The sequence below is a fragment of the Streptococcus oralis genome (genome assembly GCF_006175905.1).
Lineage (GTDB): Bacteria > Bacillota > Bacilli > Lactobacillales > Streptococcaceae > Streptococcus > Streptococcus oralis_BG.
In genome coordinates, this window is record NZ_SSNB01000001.1 from 1 (window position 1) to 17,021 (window position 17,021).

Here is a 17,021-nt window from a genome sequence, read left to right on the forward strand (position 1 = left end):
CACGATTTCCCAGATTTATTTTTTAACTTATAATCCGAACCGGCCTCCAGTAAAAGCTTATATAGAGGTTCTAACTCATCCGTTGCTAATTTTAATAACGTTACTGAGTAAGTCATCGGAATAGAACCAAATTTGTCAACTGCATTTACATCTATTCCTGCCCCAACAAGTAATTTCACCACCTCATATGCATATGCTATTTTAGGCCGCCAATTGGCTTGGAAGAAATAATGAAGAGCATTTCTGTTTTCTTTTTTTGACAAAAAATTTACCTCTACTTTCTCAGAAAGCAGATATTTAATAATTTTCAATTTCTCTTCTGGTAAATCATCATTAAGCATGGCTATACATAACAAATTAAGTTTTGTATATTTATCAATTTGTTTTATGTCACCATTGTAATTTTCTATAAAATCATTATATGTCCCATTTTGAACAATATCGAAAATATCCATCTTGTCTCCTATTCAAACTTATGACTTCTATTAGCAGAAGGTGTTTCAATTCTAAAATTATTTGGATTAAAATGGAAGTCATTTTATTGTCAAATCTAATTATACCACACCATGGATATCTTATGAAGTTGTTCAAAATTTGGTCAAAAAAAAACACTGGTTATCCAGTGTTTTTGTGACTAGTACTGCCCCCTGCAGGAATCGAACCTGCAACTACTCCTTAGGAGGGAGTTGTTATATCCATTGAACTAAGGGAGCTAGAGAAAAACCCTGCTGGGTAAGCAGAGTTTTTTAGTCGAATTAACGACGGATTTCTTTGATACGAGCTGCCTTACCTTGAAGTGCACGCAAGTAGTACAATTTCGCACGACGTACTTTACCGTAACGAACAACTTCGATCTTTTCAACACGTGGAGTGTGGATTGGGAAGATACGCTCAACACCTACACCGTTAGAGATTTTACGAACTGTGTAGTTTTCTGAGATGCCTGCACCTTTACGTGCGATAACAACACCTTCAAAAATCTGGATACGTTCACGGTTACCTTCGACAACTTTCGCGTGTACACGAACTGTGTCACCAGGACGGAATGATGGGATATCTGTACGAAGTTGACCTTCAGTCAAGCTTTGGATTAATGGATTCATTTTATTCTCCTATCTTTGTCAATCTTGAGGAACCTTCCTCAGCGGATAAACTGTATTTTTGTGCGTCCATTACACACAAGATACAGTTTACCAAATTTCCACCTAAAAGTAAAGAAATTTATAGCAGAATTCCTAAAAAAATCGCTAGAAAACCGCCTATGTATGTTGAGGCTAAATAGCTATAAAATACCTTCTTGTCACTTAACAGTTTTTGCAGCTCGTCATTCAAGGTTGAAAAGGTCGTCAACCCTCCACAAAAACCTGTCGCTAGGATAGCATAGACTTCCTTGGACTCCACATGATTGTAGAGCAAGCCAATCAAAAAGCAACCGAGAAGATTGGCGACGAGAGTTCCTAGGGGAAATTTAGAAGCTTGATTGTATCGGGAAAAGAAATACCGCACTAGGGCTCCGAACCCGCAGGCGATTGCAAGATAAACGACTACCATTTCTTCCTCCCTAGAACATAAGCTAAGAGTAGGCCTCCACCGATGCTCAAAAATAAGTAGATGCCTAAGCTAAGATAACGCCCGGTATCAAGCAGTTTTACTGCATCAAGCATTAGGCTAGAAAAAGTTGTCAAGCCACCACAAAATCCTGTACCCAGCGCCAAAACCAAGCCTTTACTAGTTCCCTTATAGACCAGATAGCCTTTTACCAGATAGACCAAGCAGAAAATTCCCAGATAGTTGACAAGGAGGGTTCCCCATGGAAAGTCAGGACTGACTGGCAACTGACTAGATAAAAAATAGCGGACAAGGCCACCCGACATAGCAGCTAAAAAAATCCCTAGCGGATAGAATTGTTCTTTTTTCATTTGATGTTTTGATCCTGATAATCACGCGAACGTTTGAGAATGTCTGAAAAAGTCGCGACAATAGTCTCCTGATAACGCTTATCTTCTACTCGATTTCTGACTTTATCAAAAATAACTTCTTCTCTCTTAGTATCTAAAATAGATTTTCCTGATGCTTTCTTATAGGCAACTACACCCTCAACCAACTGCATCCGTTCTTCTAGGAGCTTGACAATTTGATCGTCAATTTGATCAATTTCTTGCCGAATAATATCTAAGTTCATACAGTCTCCTCCTTTATTTGAATTATTGTATCAAAAAGCCTCTAAATAGGCTAGTAAAATCCCAAAATAACTAATAAAAAAAGCACTGACTTCTTCCAGCCAGTGCAGTTTGATTCTTATCCTACTTTTGCAGCCAATTCTTCTGCGAATTGTTCCAAACGTTCGATGTCTTCTTCTTCGGCAGAAAGGTCTACTTTAACACACTCTGAACCTTTTTCAGCTCCTGTCGCTACAAATACACGATCAAAGTCATCAACAGCCTTACAGAATTCGTCGTAGAAGGTATCTCCTGAACCGACTACTCCGTAGATTTTGCCATTCAAGTTGAGATCAGCTAGGTCTTCGTAGAAGTCCATCATCTCATCTGGCAATTCTCCATCGCCATAAGTATAGGTCGCAACGATCGCGATATCCGCTTCCAAGAAGTCTGAAGCGTCAACAGTCGTACATTCATCAACATCGACATCCAAGCCCAAGTCACGCAATTTATCTGCTACAATATCTGCAATTTCTTCGGTATTACCGGTCATACTGGCAAATACAATTTTTGCTAATGCCATATCGTCCTCCTCAATTTATCTTTCTCCATTATATCATATCTTTTTCATTTTAAAAATAAAAATTCTTGTGCTACAATGAAATGAGAAAGAATTGAGGTTATTTATGGAAATTTGCCAGCAAATCTTAGAGAAAATCAAAGAATACGATACCATTATCATTCACCGTCATATGAAACCAGACCCTGATGCCTTAGGGAGTCAGGTAGGTTTGAAAGCTCTTCTCACTCACCATTTTCCAGAAAAGACCATCAAAGTAGTTGGTTATAACGAACCAACTCTAACATGGATGGCGGAAATGGATACTGTCCAAGACAGTGACTACCACGAAGCTCTTGCTATTATTTGTGATACAGCAAATCGTCCTCGTATCGATGATAAACGCTACGAACAAGCTGATTTCACCATCAAAATCGATCACCATCCAAACGATGATATCTATGGTGACCTATCTTGGGTGGATACAAGTTCAAGCAGTGCCAGTGAAATGATTGCATTATTTGCTCAAGAAAATCAGCTAGCTTTATCTAGTGAAGCGGCACGACTTCTCTATGCAGGAATTGTCGGGGACACAGGGCGTTTTCTCTACCCTTCAACTAGTGCTCGTACCTTTAGAATAGCTGGCCAGCTCCGAGAAATTGATTTTGACTTTGCTGGACTGTCTCGTCAAATGGATACCATGAGCTTCAAGATTGCAAAACTTCAAGGCTACATCTACGACCATCTAGAAGTTGATGAAAACGGAGCTGCTCGCGTTCTTCTCAGTCAAGAAATCTTGAAACAGTACAATGTTACCGACGCTGAAACCGCAGCGATTGTCGGTGCACCTGGTCGAATTGATACTGTTAAGGCTTGGGCTATCTTTGTTGAACAAGCTGATGGTCACTTCCGTGTGCGAATGCGCAGTAAAATCACTCCTATCAATGAGATTGCCAAACGACACGACGGGGGTGGGCATCCATTAGCCAGTGGCGCCAATTCCTATAGTCCAGAAGAAAACGAACAAATATACAAAGAACTGAAAGAGGCTCTACAGATTCACCAAGGCTAAGAAAGAATTTTCTTGGCCTTTTATATGCTAGATTCTTAAAATATACGGTTTCTTTGTACCTCAGTTTATGGTATAATAAATCAAACTGAATAAAAGGAGACTTAATAATGGAAAAAAATCGTTTGTTTATCCTCATTTCTGCTGGAGTAGCAATCCTTGGTTCACTCTTGCCATGGGCTAGTTTAAATGCAGGTTCTTTTGGGTCCTATAGCGTGAATGGTTACCAAGGAGATGGGTGGTTTGTCATTATCGCAGCTATTGTGTCTATTGTTCTTGCGTGCTTGAATAATATGAATAAAGCAATGTCTAAGGGATTCTCAATTGGTGTCATTGTCGCGGGTGCAATTGCAACTCTCGTTACACTAAATAGTCTCTTTAATGTAAATAAGTACATGTCTAACTTTGGTGGATATGGCATTTCAATCGGCTTTGGTTTGATTTTAGCCATTCTTGCTAGCATTGCACTAGTTGTAACTGGTCTCTTGGCAATGTCAGGTGGTAAAATTACAAAAGAATCATTTACTGAATTAGCTGAGTCTGGTAAAGATTTTGCTCAAACTGTCGGACGTGTAACAAGCTCTACCGTTAAAACTGCGGTCGAAGAAATCAAAAAAGAATCTCAAGAACGTAAAAAAGAAGAAACTACTGCTGAAAAAACGGAGACAGCTAAAGAGGAAACCGAGCAAAAAGAAGAAGCTAAGGAACCAGCTAATGTGGAAGCTGAATCAGCAGCAGAAAACGCAGAACCAGTAAAAGAAGAAACTACTGAATCTGAATCTGAAACAAAAACAGAAGCTGAGCCAGTAGCCGAACCAACAGAAACAGAGGCTGAAGCTGAAACTGTAACAGAATCAACAGAAACAGAACCTACTGAAACTGAAAAAGAGGCTAAATCAGCAGAAGAAAACGCAGAACCAGTAAAAGAAACAGAAGTAAAAAATCAACAAGAAGAAAAAGCTCCAAATCAAGAGAACTAATCATTCTTCTACCCTCACTCCAGTAAACACTGGAGTGATTTTTTATCAAGATTTTTAATAAAATCAGGGAAAAGACTTGCCAAACTTATCAGAATCTGATAGACTAGTATGGTAACAATCTATGGCTCGCAAAGAGACCATGGCAGAAAGGAAATATTGCAAAATGAAAAAAGATATCCATCCAGAATATCGCCCAGTTGTCTTCATGGACACAACTACTGGTTACAAATTCCTTAGCGGTTCAACAAAACGCTCTAACGAAACTGTTGAGTTCGAAGGCGAAACTTACCCATTGATCCGTGTGGAAATTTCATCAGACTCACACCCATTCTACACTGGACGTCAAAAGTTCACTCAAGCAGATGGACGCGTGGATCGTTTCAACAAAAAATACGGTCTCAAATAATGATAAAAAAGAACAGTTACCACTGTTCTTTTTTTGTACTTCTTTTTATGAACCAATCACTACTACTTTCTATGTTGTCAACCTTCACGCTGACACTATAATTGATTTCAAACGAGTTTAAAAAATATCGAAAAGAAGCTTGATATTGAGAATGGTCAAGATAATGGAAACTGCGTAACCTAGGATTGTGTTCCACTTGGCATTGGTAAATTCTCCCATCAGTGACTTCTTAGAGGTCAGATAAATTAAGGGGAAAATTGAAAACGGAAGAGCGATTGAAAGAAAGACCTGCGAATAGACCAATAACTGATCCAAGGTTTTTTCTTGATGCCCAAACAAGACGGCAACTATAATCACAGGTAGCAAGGCAAAAATACGTGTCCCGATACGGATAATCCACTGAGGTAATTTCAGATGCAAGAAACCTTCCATAACAATCTGACCTGTCAAGGTGCCTGTGATGGTAGAATTTTGACCACTTGCTAAGAGGGCCAAAGCAAACAAAGTTGACAGAGTTGAGCTAGCTATTGCTCCTGCTATCGTCGAATCCTGTAAAGCATTGTACATTTGGGAGAATGCCGAAATTTCAGATGAATGACCAAAAAAGAGAGATGCCCCTAAAATAAGAAGCAAGGAATTGACAATAAAGGCTAGGGACAACTGAAGATTTGAATCCCAGGTCATAAAACGCACGGCTTTTCGAACATCCTTCTTATCTTTGTGATTGATTTTCCTTGTTTGGGATAGGGAGGAATGAAGATAGAGATTATGGGGCATGACTGTCGCTCCCACAATTCCTAGAGCCAAGGTCAATTGGCTTTCATGACCTGGTAACGGTGTTTCAAATAAAGTTGAAGTCGGTAAATAACCACCAAAGATACCCTGAATACTTGGATTGGATAAAGCTACCAGATAGGTAAAGATGGCTAATATGGTTAAAATAAGGGTCGTAACAATGGCTTCAATTTTTTTGAAGCCAAATTTCATCAATAAAAGTAACAAAAATACATCTAAAACGGTTAGAAGGATAGCAATCATAATCGGTATTTTAAATAAAAGATTTAAGGCAATCGCTGAGCCTAGAACCTCAGCTAAGTCGGTCGCCATTAAAGCTAATTCTAAAATCACCCATAAACTATAACGAAGCCACTTGGGAGCATGATGTGCAGTTGCCTGGGCTAGGTCCATCTTAGTTACGATACCGAGCTTCCCAGCCATCTGTTGTAACTGCATAGCAATGATGGATGAAATCAAAATAACAAATAAGAGACTATATTTGTAGGAAGCACCACCAACCACACTGGTAATCCAGTTTCCAGGATCCATATAACCAACTGCTACAAGGGCTCCAGGTCCTAAAAAAGCTTTTAGATTTTGCCAAAAATGATTGTTATTGGGAGTTTCAATAGATTGGTTGATCTCAGAAAGAGAGACTTTTTTGTAAGAAGACATCGGAATTTTACACTTTCTAATCTGTCTTTACCTATTTTCTTAATGGGATTTTTTGAAAATATCATGAAAATAGTTTCCTATTTCCAATTCTCCCTTATTATATCACAATTTAGAATGATTCTTAAGGAAAGAATGATAGTTCAAATAAGCAATATCTGTATTGCAAAAGCCAGCGTTTTTTGACGCTGGCTTTAAAGCTGTGAATATTCTTTCTCAACTAGATCGCTTCTGTGACAAAACTACGGCTTTCTAGCACCTTGAGCATGGCATTAGCTGTATCTAGAGCTGTAAAGAGTGGTACACCGTGTTCAATGGCTGAACGACGGATTTGCTCACCATCTTCGTCAGCAGTTCGTTTGGTTCCGACAGTATTGATGATCGCTTGGATTTTCCCTTTGCGGACAAAGCTTGGGATATCTTGTTCATCGTCACCGATCTTACCAACAGGCTGAGCATGCAATCCATGGCTAGCAAAGAAGGCTGCAGTTCCTTCTGTCGCGAGGATACCGTAACCGATATTTTGGAAACGACGAGCCAAGTCCAAGGCTTCTTCTTTAGCATCATCAGCGATGGTAAATACAACGTTACCAAAGGTTGGCAAGTGTAAGTAAGAAGCTTCAAAAGCTTTATAGAGAGCTTTTTCAAGAGTTGTATCAGAACCCATGACTTCACCTGTTGATTTCATTTCAGGACCGAGCAAGCTATCTACCTTAGCTAACTTGGTGAAGGAGAAGACTGGAGCCTTGATATGAACGCGAGTACTTTCAGGGTAAAGTCCATCTTGGTAACCAAGTTCTCCAAGTTTTTGACCAAGAATGAGCTTAGTTGCTACCTGAGCCATAGGGATATTGGTTACTTTTGAAAGGAATGGTACGGTACGGCTGGCACGTGGATTGACCTCAATAACATAGACTTTTTCATCCTTGATGACAAACTGGATGTTCATCATCCCAAGACAGTTGAGGCCGATTGCTAGGCGTTTAGTATAGTCTGCGATGGTTTCCTGCACCTTTTGAGACAAGGTTTGTGGGGGGTAAACGGCCATTGAGTCACCTGAGTGGACACCAGCACGTTCGATATGCTCCATGATACCAGGGATGAGGACATTTTTTCCATCTGAAATGGCATCAACTTCACACTCTTGCCCAACGATGTAAGAGTCAACAAGGACTGGGTGGTCTGGACTGGCCTTAACAGCGGTACGCATGTAAGAACGGAGATCTTCTTCGTTTTCAACGATTTCCATGGCACGTCCACCCAAGACATAAGATGGACGAACGAGGACTGGGAAACCAATCTTGCGAGCAGCAAGCACAGCTTCTTCTTCATTGGTTGCTGTTTGTCCTGGTGGTTGTGGAATATCCAAATCTTTAAGGGCTTGTTCGAAGAGGTCACGGTCTTCGGCACGGTCTAAGTCAGCGACTTGCGTACCAAGAATGGTCACACCTGCTTTTGCCAAGGGCTCCGCAAGGTTGATAGCTGTTTGACCACCAAACTGAACAATAACACCTTTTGGTTGCTCCAAGTCAATAACATTCATCACATCTTCAAATGTCAATGGTTCAAAGTAGAGTTTATCAGACACAGAGAAGTCTGTTGAAACGGTCTCTGGGTTTGAGTTCATGATGATGGCTTCGTAGCCAGCAGCCTGAATCGCCTTAACAGAGTGAACAGTTGCATAGTCGAATTCAACCCCTTGACCGATACGGATTGGACCTGAACCTAGGACAAGGACAGATTCCTTATCAGACTTGATAGACTCATTTTCCCATCCATATGTTGAATAGAAGTATGGTGTTTCAGAGTCAAACTCCGCTGCACAGGTATCGACCATCTTATAGACTGGAACAATCTTGTTTTCCAAACGTAGTTGGCGAGCTTGGTCAGCTGTAGTTTTCCAGAGTTCCGCAATCTTACGGTCTGAAAATCCATTGAGTTTAGCTGTTTTCAAGACTTCTAGATCTTGTGGATGGGCACCTAATTCTTGCTCAATTTCAAAGATGTGCAAGAGTTTATCCAGATAGAAGATATCAATCTTTGTCAATTCAGCAATTTCTTCTGGTGTGTAACCACGGCGAATGGCTTCTGATACGTAGAAGAGACGGTCATCTTGAGCCTTGACAACCTTTTCAATCAAGGCATCATCAGAAACGGTTGCCAGTTCAGGCATTTCATTATGGTGAACGCCAATTTCAAGTGAACGACATGCCTTGAGAAGTGACTCCTCAATGTTACGACCAATAGCCATGACTTCTCCAGTCGCCTTCATTTGGGTCCCAAGACGACGCTCACCTTTTTCAAACTTGTCAAATGGGAAACGTGGAATCTTAGCAACGACGTAGTCAAGGGCTGGCTCAAACATGGCATAGGTTGAACCTGTAACTGGGTTGATGACCTCATCCAGAGTCAAACCAACGGCAATCTTGGCAGCCAATTTGGCAATCGGATAACCCGTCGCCTTAGAAGCAAGGGCTGACGAACGCGATACACGAGGGTTTACTTCGATAACATAGTACTTGAAGCTATGCGGATCAAGGGCTAGCTGAACGTTACATCCACCTTCAATTTTGAGGGCACGAATGATGCTCAAGCTCGCATCACGTAGCATTTGGTTTTCATAGTCGGACATGGTTTGAGCAGGTGCAAATACAATGGAATCCCCTGTGTGAATTCCAACTGGGTCAAAGTTTTCCATGTTACAAACAACCAAAGCATTATCAGCTGAATCGCGCATGACTTCGTACTCGATTTCCTTGAAACCTGCAATGGAACGTTCAATCAAACATTGGGTAACAGGTGACAGTTTCAACCCATTTTCAGCGATTTCACGAAGTTCTTCCTCGTTGGCACACATACCACCACCAGTACCACCTAGGGTAAAGGCTGGACGAACGATAACAGGGTAGCCGATTGATGCCGCAAAGGCAACAGCTTCTTCCACTGTGTTGACAATTTCAGATTCTGGAATTGGCTGCTCAAGCTCTTCCATCAATTGTTTAAAGAGGTCACGGTCCTCTGCTTGGTCAATGGCAGACAATTTAGTTCCCAGTAGTTCGACACCCAATTCATCTAGAATGCCATTCTTAGACAATTCCATGGCCATATTGAGCCCTGTTTGACCACCAAGAGTTGGAAGCAAAGCATCTGGACGTTCCTTACGGAGAATACGAGTTACAAACTCAAGTGTGATTGGCTCGATGTAGACCTTGTCCGCAATCTCCTTGTCCGTCATGATGGTGGCAGGGTTTGAGTTCACCAAGACAACTTCATAACCTTCCTCTTTCAAAGACAAGCAGGCTTGGGTCCCAGCATAGTCAAACTCAGCAGCCTGACCAATAATAATCGGACCAGAACCAATCACCATAATTTTTTGAATATCAGTACGTTTAGGCATAGTTTATGATACAAAGCCCGTAAAGAACACAGTGAAAATAGGAAACTCGGTGCAGACGCCTTTAGCGTCCAGACGATGTTTATCTTTTTCACACAGTTCTTAGGGCGTGTTCACTTTCGCGAACAATGTATCTTCTCCTTTCTATTCGTCGCCTCACAGAGCGACATTAAATAAATTCTCCGACGATTTTTTAGAGAAACGATATTTTTCGATAAAAAATCTAGTGCAGGGAGTTTTTAGTTCGCCCAATAGCGACTAAAAGAAACGACCTGCCTTTCTATTCAGCAACTCTCAGGCTGCCATTAAATAAGATGCAAAGGACGAATAGAAAGCGATTGAATTTTAGGAAACCAAGGAAGGATTGACAATCCAGGTTGGTTTCTCTAAATTCCGAGCTTTCCGTTCGTGTTCAGTTACATAAATTCTCCGACGAGCTTTTACTCGTTCTTAGTTTGCTTGTTTAAAAGCTTCCATCATCTCGATAAACTCGTCAAATAGGTAGCTAGCATCGTGTGGACCAGGAGCTGCATCTGGGTGGAATTGCACAGAGAAACCTGGTTGGTATCTGTGTCGAACTCCTTCAACTGACTTGTCATTGATTTCTTCGTGGGTAATGATCAAGTGTTCTGGCAAGTCCTCACGGCTAACTGCATAACCATGGTTTTGGCTAGTAAAGTCTACACGTCCTGTTGCAATCTCACGTACCGCGTGGTTAAAGCCACGGTGACCAAACTTCATCTTGTAGGTCTTAGCCCCATTTGCCATGGCAAAGAGTTGGTGTCCCATACAGATACCAAAAATTGGAATTTTTCCTTGCACACCACGAATCATATCCAGTGCTTCTGGAACGTCTTCTGGGTTTCCTGGACCATTTGACAACATAACTCCATCAGGATTGAGGTGGAGAATTTCTTCTGCCGTTGTTGAATAAGGAACAACCGTCACGTTACAGTTACGCTTAGAAAGTTCACGTAGGATTGAGTGCTTGAGACCAAAGTCCACTAGCACCACACTCAAACCAACTCCAGGAGCTGGATAGGAAGTTTTAGTAGAAACCTGCTTGATATTGTCTGTCGGCAAGACTGTTGCTTGGAGCTGATCCGTCACATGGTCCATGCTGTCCCCAACGTGAGTCAAGGTTGCACGCATCGTACCATGCTTACGGATAATCTTGGTAAGTGCACGCGTATCAATCCCTGAAATACCCGGAATTTTCTTAGCTTTCAAAAATTCATCCAGCGTCATTTGGTTGCGCCAGTTGCTAGCTCGACGCGCTTCTTCGAAAACGACAACTCCCTTACAAGTTGGAATGATGGATTCGTAATCATCACGATTTATTCCATAATTTCCCACCAAAGGATAAGTGAAAGTCAAGATTTGTCCATTATAAGACTGGTCTGTAATGGATTCTTGGTAGCCGGTCATCCCTGTGTTAAAGACGATTTCGCCTGTTACATCAATATCTGCTCCGAAGGCCTTGCCTTCAAAAACTGTGCCATCTTCTAATACTAGAAGTCTTTTTGTCATATTTTCACCTCTCGTGGACGCTCACTGGCGTCTTTTAACGTCTTGTGTTTTCATTGGCGTTTCTACTCGCCAGTACGGATTCTAAGATTGCCATTCGAACAAAGACACCGTTGGTCATTTGCTGGACAATGCGTGATTTTGGCGCTTCAACCAAATGGTCAGCAATTTCCACATCTCGATTAACTGGAGCAGGATGCATAATGATTGCTGTTTCTTTTAAGCGATTATATCTCTCTTGGTTCAAGCCGTGTTGAGCATGGTAATCTTCTTTTGAAAAAACGGCTCCACTTTCGTGGCGTTCATGTTGAACTCGGAGTAACATCAAAACATCCACCTGATCAACAATCTCATCAATAGTTACAAACTGTCCATAGTCCGCAAACTCTTGACTTCTCCATTCCTCAGGCCCTGCAAAGAAAAGTTCAGCTCCCAAGCGTTTCAAAATCTGCATATTGGATTTGGCAACACGTGAGTGGTCCAAGTCGCCTGCAATAGCAACCTTAAGGCCCTCAAAGTGCCCAAATTCCTCATAAATGGTCATCAAATCAAGCAAGCTCTGGCTAGGATGTTGACCTGAGCCATCACCACCATTGATAATGGAAGTCGTAATCGACGGACTCGCAATCAACTCTCTGTAATAGTCAACCTCTGGGTGGCGAATCACACAGACATCCACTCCTAGAGCAGATAGGGTCAAGATGGTATCATACAGTGTCTCACCCTTATTGACCGAACTAGTCTTCACATCAAAGTCCAGTCGCTCCAATCCTAGCTTAATCTCTGCCACTTCAAAAGACTTATGTGTTCGTGTAGAATCCTCAAAAAAGAGATTCGATACGATAGGTTTGTTCTCGTAGGGAAGTTGAGCTCCGTTTTTAAACTCAATCCCTCGTTTGATTAATTTCATCACTTGATCGACAGTGAGGTCTTCCATGGAAACCACATGGTTCAATACTTGTTGATTTTCTGACATGGCTACTCCTTCAGCTTTCTAAGCGTCTTCAGTAATCAGAACTCTGTCTTGGCCATCAAGTTCTGTCATCTCTACGATGATTTCTTCAGAACGACTGGTTGGGATATTTTTCCCAACGTAATCTGGACGAATAGGCAATTCTCTATGTCCACGGTCAACTAGCACCGCAAGACTCACGCGCGCAGGACGACCATGGCCGACAATGTTATCAATAGCGGCGCGGATGGTACGGCCTGTATAGAGTACATCATCCACCAAGATAACTTCACGGTCTGTAACATCAACAGAAATCAAAGAAGTATCTTCTCCGCTTTTAACATCATCACGGAAAGGTTTGGTGTCCAATTCCACAACAGGAACAGTGATGTTTTCCAACTGCTCCAAGCGTTCTTTGATACGATGAGCGATGAAAACACCACGCGTTTTTATCCCAGCTAAGATAATTTTATTCAAATCTTTATTGCGCTCGATAATCTCATAAGTAATTCGCGTAATCGCTCGTTTGACAGTCAATTCGTCTACAACTTCTTTTGTCTTCATGACAAACCTCCAAAAAGAAAAGTCTCCTTCTACAAGGAGACTTGAAATGTATAGCCAAGCGAGCCCTACTGTAAACAGTATAGACTTCACCCTTCTACTTTATCGCGCTCCTTGCCTGCCTCACGGGACAGGTTTAAAGGACTATTTAGTTATCATTTACTATAGCACAAAGCACCCTTAAAATCAAGCAAAAACTTTTTCAGAGTCCGCTTAAACATTGCTAAAATCATATAACTGGGGATAGTGGTCACATTCTGGATTTTTAGGATGACAGATAGCTCGTCCAAAGTAAATCATGGCCTGGTGGGCTGCTAACCATTCTTCTGGTGGTAGGACGTCCATGACACGTTTTTCTACTTCAAGTGGCGTAGCTGATTTTTTAACGATATCGTGATGCTTACAGATACGCTCCACATGAGTGTCCACTGCAAAAGCAGGAATTCCAAACCCCACACTCAATACTACATTTGCTGTTTTACGACCAACACCCGCTAGACTTTCTAATTCCTCTCGAGTCTGAGGGACTTGACCATCAAAATCATCTAGTAACTGTTGAGCACATTTTTTAAGAAATTTAGCCTTATTTCGATACAGTCCCAGACGAGAAATGTGTGAAGCAATTTCACTTTCAGTCGCGACAGACATGGCTTGTGGTGTCGGAAAGGCAGCGAAGAGACCTGGTGTGGCCTTATTTACCGCTGCATCTGTCGTCTGAGCTGACAACATCACCGCAACCAAGAGTTCAAAATGATTGGTAAAATCAAGACTAGGCTTAGCATCTGGAAAAAGGGCAATAATTTCCTCTATGACATGACGGGCACGTTTCTTAGATAAAACCATCTACTCGTCTCCATCAAACAGTCCTTGCAAGCCAGCAAATGGACTGTTTTCTTCTTTCTTGACTGCTTGTTGGGCTTGGTATTCATCTTCAGTCATGATTTGCCAGTCATTTCCTGACACAAAACCTTGGCCCGCCTCTTCTTCTGCCGTCAAGACCTTGATTGGGATATTGAGCAGAATATTATCTGCTACGCTCTCAGCAAGGTCGATTTCCCCATTTTCGATAGGCAAGACCAAGTCATCGTCTAAAACTTCCTGATCTAGTTGGTTGGTTGCGCCTTCCATGAAAACCTCTGTCACTGGATAAGACTCTGCCAACTCAACTGGCTCCATACTGCGACTGGAAGCAAGGACAATGGTGTAAGATAGTTGATAATCTAAGAAATACATACGGTCTTCGTATTGGACCTTCCCTACCGCAAGGATATCTTTGACATCTATAATTTCTTGATTACGGTTACGTAAGTCTGATGCCAGGTCTAAAGCTTGTTCAAAATGTAGGCCTTCTGGCTGCTTACGGATTTCTTGAATGTTTAACTTCATATTTCCTCCATAAAGATGTACTCACTTGATTATACCATGAAAAGGCTACAAGTCAGCTTTCCAAACTTTGATATTAAAATCTACTTTTTAACATATTTACTATGACATATTTTCTGTTTAGTGCTATACTATAGGCAAGAATACATCAGAGCAAGGAGGATGCTCATATGGAAGACAAAATACTAATCAACCAAGCTTACCAACTACTTTCCGAGTTAAACAAAAGCTACCAAAGCTGCAAACAAGGTACAGCCGATGATTTCCGTCTACAAGAACTGCTGAACAGCACTCTTAAGGAACTTAAAAAAGCGGAAAAGCTTGACAATAGTATCTTAATCGACCTTGAGAAATTTTACCAACGTACCAGTCTACTTATTGGACTAGGTAGCCTAAAACTAAACGACCCAGCACGCACCGCTTGGCGCAACTATGACAAGTTCCATTACGAGCACGTCAAACACGTACTGACTCTTTATGGACCTGTTTTTGGATTTTAGAGTTTAGAATTTTGGATTTTCTATTGACAAAATTTTCTTAAAGGTATAGGATAGAGGTACTAATACTCGGAGGTAAGGAAGACATGAACAACTAAGTCTATCAAATAAAGAACTTTATTTAGTAGATCTTGTTTTTGTCTCTTTTTGCATGCTCTTTTTGTACTAGATTTTCTAGTACTTTATCCTCTTTGAAAATCCAAAAAACTAGAAAGCTAACCATCTGCTCCTCTTGACTTGGATAGGGTTAGACTGACCTAGATTGATGGGATTTTTGACATGGATAATGGCATTTTTTTACAGTGACTTTGGGCTCTACTAGATAAAGTAGAGCTTTTTGTTATGCACTATGGACATTCTAGAAAGGGCGACAATATGATAAAAATCAATCATCTAACTATCACGCAAAACAAAGATCTGCGAGACCTTGTATCTGACTTAAGCATGACTATCCAAGACGGGGAAAAGGTTGCTATTATTGGTGAAGAAGGAAATGGTAAATCAACTTTGCTGCGAGCTTTAATGGGGGAAGCATTGCCTGATTTCACTATCAAGGGCGACATCCAGTCTGACCTTCAGTCACTGGCCTACATTCCTCAAAAGTTACCTGAGGAGCTAAAAAATAGAACTCTACACGATTACTTCTTTTTAGATTCCGCTGATTTAGACTACAGTATTCTCTATCGCTTGGCTGAGGAGTTGCACTTTGATAGCGACCGTTTTGCTAGCGACCAAGAAATTGGTAGCCTCTCGGGGGGCGAAGCTTTGAAAATTCAGCTCAGTCACGAGTTAGCAAAACCTTTTGAGATTCTATTTTTAGATGAACCTTCAAATGACCTAGACCTTGAGACGGTTGATTGGCTAAAAGGTCAGATTCGAAAGACTAGGCAAACTGTTATTTTCATTTCCCATGATGAAGACTTTCTCTCTCAAACGGCTGATACTATTGTCCACTTGCGATTAGTCAAGCATCGGAAAGAAGCGGAAACGCTAGTCGAGCATTTAGACTATGATCGCTATAGTGAGCAGAGAAAGGCTAATTTTGCAAGACAAAGCCAGCAAGCTGCTAACGACCAGAGAGCCTATGACAAAACCATGGAAAAGCATCGCCGAGTCAAGCAAAATGTAGAAACTGCACTTCGAGCTACCAAAGACAGTACTGCCGGTCGCCTATTGGCTAAAAAGATGAAAACTGTTCTCTCTCAAGAAAAACGCTTTGAAAAGGAAGCTCAGTCCATGATACAAAAGCCACTTGAAGAGGAACAAATCCAACTTTTCTTCTCAGACATCCAGCCATTAGCGGCTTCTAAAGTCTTAATCCAACTGGAAAAAGAAAATCTATCCATTGGCAAGCGCATTTTAGCTCAGGAGTTACGGCTAACGGTCCGTGGCCAAGATAAAATCGGTATCATCGGGCCAAATGGTGCTGGAAAATCAACTCTGTTAGCCAAGTTGCAACAACTGCTCAGCGCCAAAAGAGAGATTTCACTTGGTTTTATGCCACAAGATTACCATAAAAAACTACAATTGGATTTATCTCCAGTAGCCTATCTCAGCCAAACTGGACAAAAAGAGGAACTACAGAAAATCCAATCTCACCTAGCCAGTCTCAATTTCAGCTATCCAGAGATGCACCACCAAATCCGCTCCCTATCTGGCGGGCAACAAGGCAAACTCCTACTTTTGGATTTAGTGTTGCGCAAACCAAACTTTCTCCTTCTGGATGAGCCCACACGTAATTTTTCTCCCACTTCTCAACCTGAAATCAGAAAACTCTTTGCCTCCTATCCCGGCGGTCTGATCACTGTTTCACATGACAAACGCTTCTTAAAAGAGGTCTGTACGAGTATCTATCGTTTGACAGAGGAAGGTTTGGAAGTCGTTGATTTACAAGATTTATAAATGTTGAACATAGCAAAAATCCAGAGAGATTTCTCTGGATTCTTTTTACATGTGTTTCAAACGTTCGATTCGTTCTGAGATAGGTGGGTGGGTATAAAAGAGTTTTTGAAGTCCCCCACCTTTCTTCGGATCATTGATATAAAGAGCGCTGCTGGCATCATCGTTCTGACAGATTATGCTCTG

General features: G+C 41.3%; 18 protein-coding genes, 1 tRNA gene and 2 pseudogenes. 5 read left to right on the forward strand and 16 right to left on the reverse strand.

Annotated features, from left to right (window positions below; genetic code table 11):
- The 8 genes and pseudogenes from E7Y33_RS00005 to E7Y33_RS00045 all read right to left on the reverse strand — a co-directional run.
- The coding region (locus E7Y33_RS00005) for an ankyrin repeat domain-containing protein (RefSeq protein WP_139689283.1) at positions 1-455 on the reverse strand (455 nt) is incomplete at its 3' end.
- An 8-nt stretch (positions 456-463) separates the two neighbouring features.
- Positions 464-526, reverse strand: a pseudogene (locus tag E7Y33_RS09640) (GH-E family nuclease); the annotation flags it as partial.
- Between the two features lie 115 nt (positions 527-641).
- A tRNA-Arg gene (locus E7Y33_RS00015) sits at positions 642-713 on the reverse strand.
- A gap of 42 nt (positions 714-755) precedes the next feature.
- A complete protein-coding gene (rplS, locus tag E7Y33_RS00020; protein WP_001068669.1) occupies positions 756-1,103 on the reverse strand; it encodes a 50S ribosomal protein L19 in 348 nt (115 codons plus the stop codon).
- 118 nt (positions 1,104-1,221) lie between these two features.
- The gene (crcB, locus tag E7Y33_RS00030; RefSeq protein ID WP_095726125.1) at positions 1,222-1,551 is read right to left on the reverse strand and encodes a fluoride efflux transporter CrcB; all 330 of its coding nucleotides are present in this window, start codon (positions 1,549-1,551) and stop codon (positions 1,222-1,224) included.
- Entirely contained in the window at positions 1,545-1,919 is a 375-nt protein-coding gene (gene crcB / locus E7Y33_RS00035; protein WP_095726126.1) for a fluoride efflux transporter CrcB, read from the reverse strand. Before crcB (E7Y33_RS00035) ends, crcB (E7Y33_RS00030) begins: the two co-directional genes overlap by 7 nt.
- Positions 1,916-2,182: a chorismate mutase gene (locus E7Y33_RS00040; RefSeq protein ID WP_001046957.1), complete on the reverse strand. Its 267-nt coding sequence runs from the start codon at positions 2,180-2,182 to the stop codon at positions 1,916-1,918. Before E7Y33_RS00040 ends, crcB (E7Y33_RS00035) begins: the two co-directional genes overlap by 4 nt.
- A gap of 116 nt (positions 2,183-2,298) precedes the next feature.
- Positions 2,299-2,742 carry a flavodoxin gene (locus tag E7Y33_RS00045; protein ID WP_001162125.1) on the reverse strand — a complete coding sequence of 148 codons (444 nt, stop codon included), beginning with the start codon at positions 2,740-2,742 and terminating at the stop codon, positions 2,299-2,301.
- Between the two features lie 103 nt (positions 2,743-2,845).
- Between E7Y33_RS00045 and E7Y33_RS00050 the strand changes: the two genes are divergently transcribed.
- From E7Y33_RS00050 to E7Y33_RS00060, 3 genes are all read left to right on the forward strand, one after another.
- Entirely contained in the window at positions 2,846-3,790 is a 945-nt protein-coding gene (locus E7Y33_RS00050; RefSeq protein ID WP_095726127.1) for a DHH family phosphoesterase, read from the forward strand.
- A gap of 107 nt (positions 3,791-3,897) precedes the next feature.
- Positions 3,898-4,767 carry a lantibiotic ABC transporter permease gene (locus E7Y33_RS00055; protein ID WP_139689284.1) on the forward strand — a complete coding sequence of 290 codons (870 nt, stop codon included), beginning with the start codon at positions 3,898-3,900 and terminating at the stop codon, positions 4,765-4,767.
- Between the two features lie 163 nt (positions 4,768-4,930).
- Complete coding sequence (locus tag E7Y33_RS00060) at positions 4,931-5,173, forward strand: type B 50S ribosomal protein L31 (protein ID WP_000710762.1); 243 nt, start codon at positions 4,931-4,933, stop codon at positions 5,171-5,173.
- 117 nt (positions 5,174-5,290) lie between these two features.
- Here the strand turns inward: E7Y33_RS00060 and E7Y33_RS00065 are convergent, their stop codons facing one another.
- The 7 genes from E7Y33_RS00065 to E7Y33_RS00095 form a co-directional block, all read right to left on the reverse strand.
- Positions 5,291-6,625 carry an Nramp family divalent metal transporter gene (locus tag E7Y33_RS00065; RefSeq protein ID WP_139689285.1) on the reverse strand — a complete coding sequence of 445 codons (1,335 nt, stop codon included), beginning with the start codon at positions 6,623-6,625 and terminating at the stop codon, positions 5,291-5,293.
- Between the two features lie 217 nt (positions 6,626-6,842).
- A complete protein-coding gene (gene carB / locus E7Y33_RS00070) occupies positions 6,843-10,019 on the reverse strand; it encodes a carbamoyl-phosphate synthase large subunit (RefSeq protein WP_139689286.1) in 3,177 nt (1,058 codons plus the stop codon).
- Positions 10,020-10,466: 447 nt separating this feature from the next.
- A complete protein-coding gene (locus E7Y33_RS00075; RefSeq protein WP_000166847.1) occupies positions 10,467-11,546 on the reverse strand; it encodes a carbamoyl phosphate synthase small subunit in 1,080 nt (359 codons plus the stop codon).
- 34 nt (positions 11,547-11,580) lie between these two features.
- Positions 11,581-12,519 carry an aspartate carbamoyltransferase catalytic subunit gene (locus E7Y33_RS00080; protein WP_139689287.1) on the reverse strand — a complete coding sequence of 313 codons (939 nt, stop codon included), beginning with the start codon at positions 12,517-12,519 and terminating at the stop codon, positions 11,581-11,583.
- 18 nt (positions 12,520-12,537) lie between these two features.
- A complete protein-coding gene (gene pyrR, locus E7Y33_RS00085; RefSeq protein WP_139689288.1) occupies positions 12,538-13,059 on the reverse strand; it encodes a bifunctional pyr operon transcriptional regulator/uracil phosphoribosyltransferase PyrR in 522 nt (173 codons plus the stop codon).
- A 210-nt stretch (positions 13,060-13,269) separates the two neighbouring features.
- Positions 13,270-13,899, reverse strand: a complete 630-nt coding sequence (gene nth, locus E7Y33_RS00090; protein WP_000244435.1) for an endonuclease III — start codon at positions 13,897-13,899, stop codon at positions 13,270-13,272.
- Positions 13,900-14,442, reverse strand: coding sequence for a YceD family protein (locus tag E7Y33_RS00095; RefSeq protein WP_139689289.1), 543 nt, complete (start codon positions 14,440-14,442; stop codon positions 13,900-13,902).
- A 167-nt stretch (positions 14,443-14,609) separates the two neighbouring features.
- Between E7Y33_RS00095 and E7Y33_RS00100 the strand changes: the two genes are divergently transcribed.
- On the forward strand, positions 14,610-14,939 hold the full coding sequence (locus E7Y33_RS00100) for a helicase BlpT (RefSeq protein ID WP_139689290.1): 330 nt from the start codon (positions 14,610-14,612) through the stop codon (positions 14,937-14,939).
- Positions 14,940-15,278: 339 nt separating this feature from the next.
- The gene (locus tag E7Y33_RS00105) at positions 15,279-16,838 is read left to right on the forward strand and encodes an ATP-binding cassette domain-containing protein (protein WP_139689291.1); all 1,560 of its coding nucleotides are present in this window, start codon (positions 15,279-15,281) and stop codon (positions 16,836-16,838) included.
- Between the two features lie 45 nt (positions 16,839-16,883).
- On the opposite strand, the pseudogene E7Y33_RS00110 reads toward E7Y33_RS00105, so the two are convergent.
- Positions 16,884-17,003 (reverse strand): annotated as a pseudogene (locus E7Y33_RS00110) (zinc metalloprotease HtpX); the annotation flags it as partial.
- Positions 17,004-17,021: the final 18 nt, after the last annotated feature.

Bases quoted from the DNA above. Each gene is read 5' to 3' on its own strand.
- crcB (WP_095726126.1), bottom strand. From the start codon at position 1,919: ATGAAAAAAGAACAATTCTATCCGCTAGGGATTTTTTTAGCTGCTATG.
- E7Y33_RS00105 (WP_139689291.1), top strand. From the start codon at position 15,279: ATGCACTATGGACATTCTAGAAAGGGCGACAATATGATAAAAATCAAT.
- carB (WP_139689286.1), bottom strand. From the start codon at position 10,019: ATGCCTAAACGTACTGATATTCAAAAAATTATGGTGATTGGTTCTGGT.
- rplS (WP_001068669.1), bottom strand. From the start codon at position 1,103: ATGAATCCATTAATCCAAAGCTTGACTGAAGGTCAACTTCGTACAGAT.
- E7Y33_RS00050 (WP_095726127.1), top strand. From the start codon at position 2,846: ATGGAAATTTGCCAGCAAATCTTAGAGAAAATCAAAGAATACGATACC.
- E7Y33_RS00080 (WP_139689287.1), bottom strand. From the start codon at position 12,519: ATGTCAGAAAATCAACAAGTATTGAACCATGTGGTTTCCATGGAAGAC.
- E7Y33_RS00040 (WP_001046957.1), bottom strand. From the start codon at position 2,182: ATGAACTTAGATATTATTCGGCAAGAAATTGATCAAATTGACGATCAA.
- E7Y33_RS00065 (WP_139689285.1), bottom strand. From the start codon at position 6,625: ATGTCTTCTTACAAAAAAGTCTCTCTTTCTGAGATCAACCAATCTATT.
- E7Y33_RS00075 (WP_000166847.1), bottom strand. From the start codon at position 11,546: ATGACAAAAAGACTTCTAGTATTAGAAGATGGCACAGTTTTTGAAGGC.
- E7Y33_RS00100 (WP_139689290.1), top strand. From the start codon at position 14,610: ATGGAAGACAAAATACTAATCAACCAAGCTTACCAACTACTTTCCGAG.
- E7Y33_RS00060 (WP_000710762.1), top strand. From the start codon at position 4,931: ATGAAAAAAGATATCCATCCAGAATATCGCCCAGTTGTCTTCATGGAC.
- pyrR (WP_139689288.1), bottom strand. From the start codon at position 13,059: ATGAAGACAAAAGAAGTTGTAGACGAATTGACTGTCAAACGAGCGATT.
- nth (WP_000244435.1), bottom strand. From the start codon at position 13,899: ATGGTTTTATCTAAGAAACGTGCCCGTCATGTCATAGAGGAAATTATT.
- crcB (WP_095726125.1), bottom strand. From the start codon at position 1,551: ATGGTAGTCGTTTATCTTGCAATCGCCTGCGGGTTCGGAGCCCTAGTG.
- E7Y33_RS00055 (WP_139689284.1), top strand. From the start codon at position 3,898: ATGGAAAAAAATCGTTTGTTTATCCTCATTTCTGCTGGAGTAGCAATC.
- E7Y33_RS00045 (WP_001162125.1), bottom strand. From the start codon at position 2,742: ATGGCATTAGCAAAAATTGTATTTGCCAGTATGACCGGTAATACCGAA.
- E7Y33_RS00095 (WP_139689289.1), bottom strand. From the start codon at position 14,442: ATGAAGTTAAACATTCAAGAAATCCGTAAGCAGCCAGAAGGCCTACAT.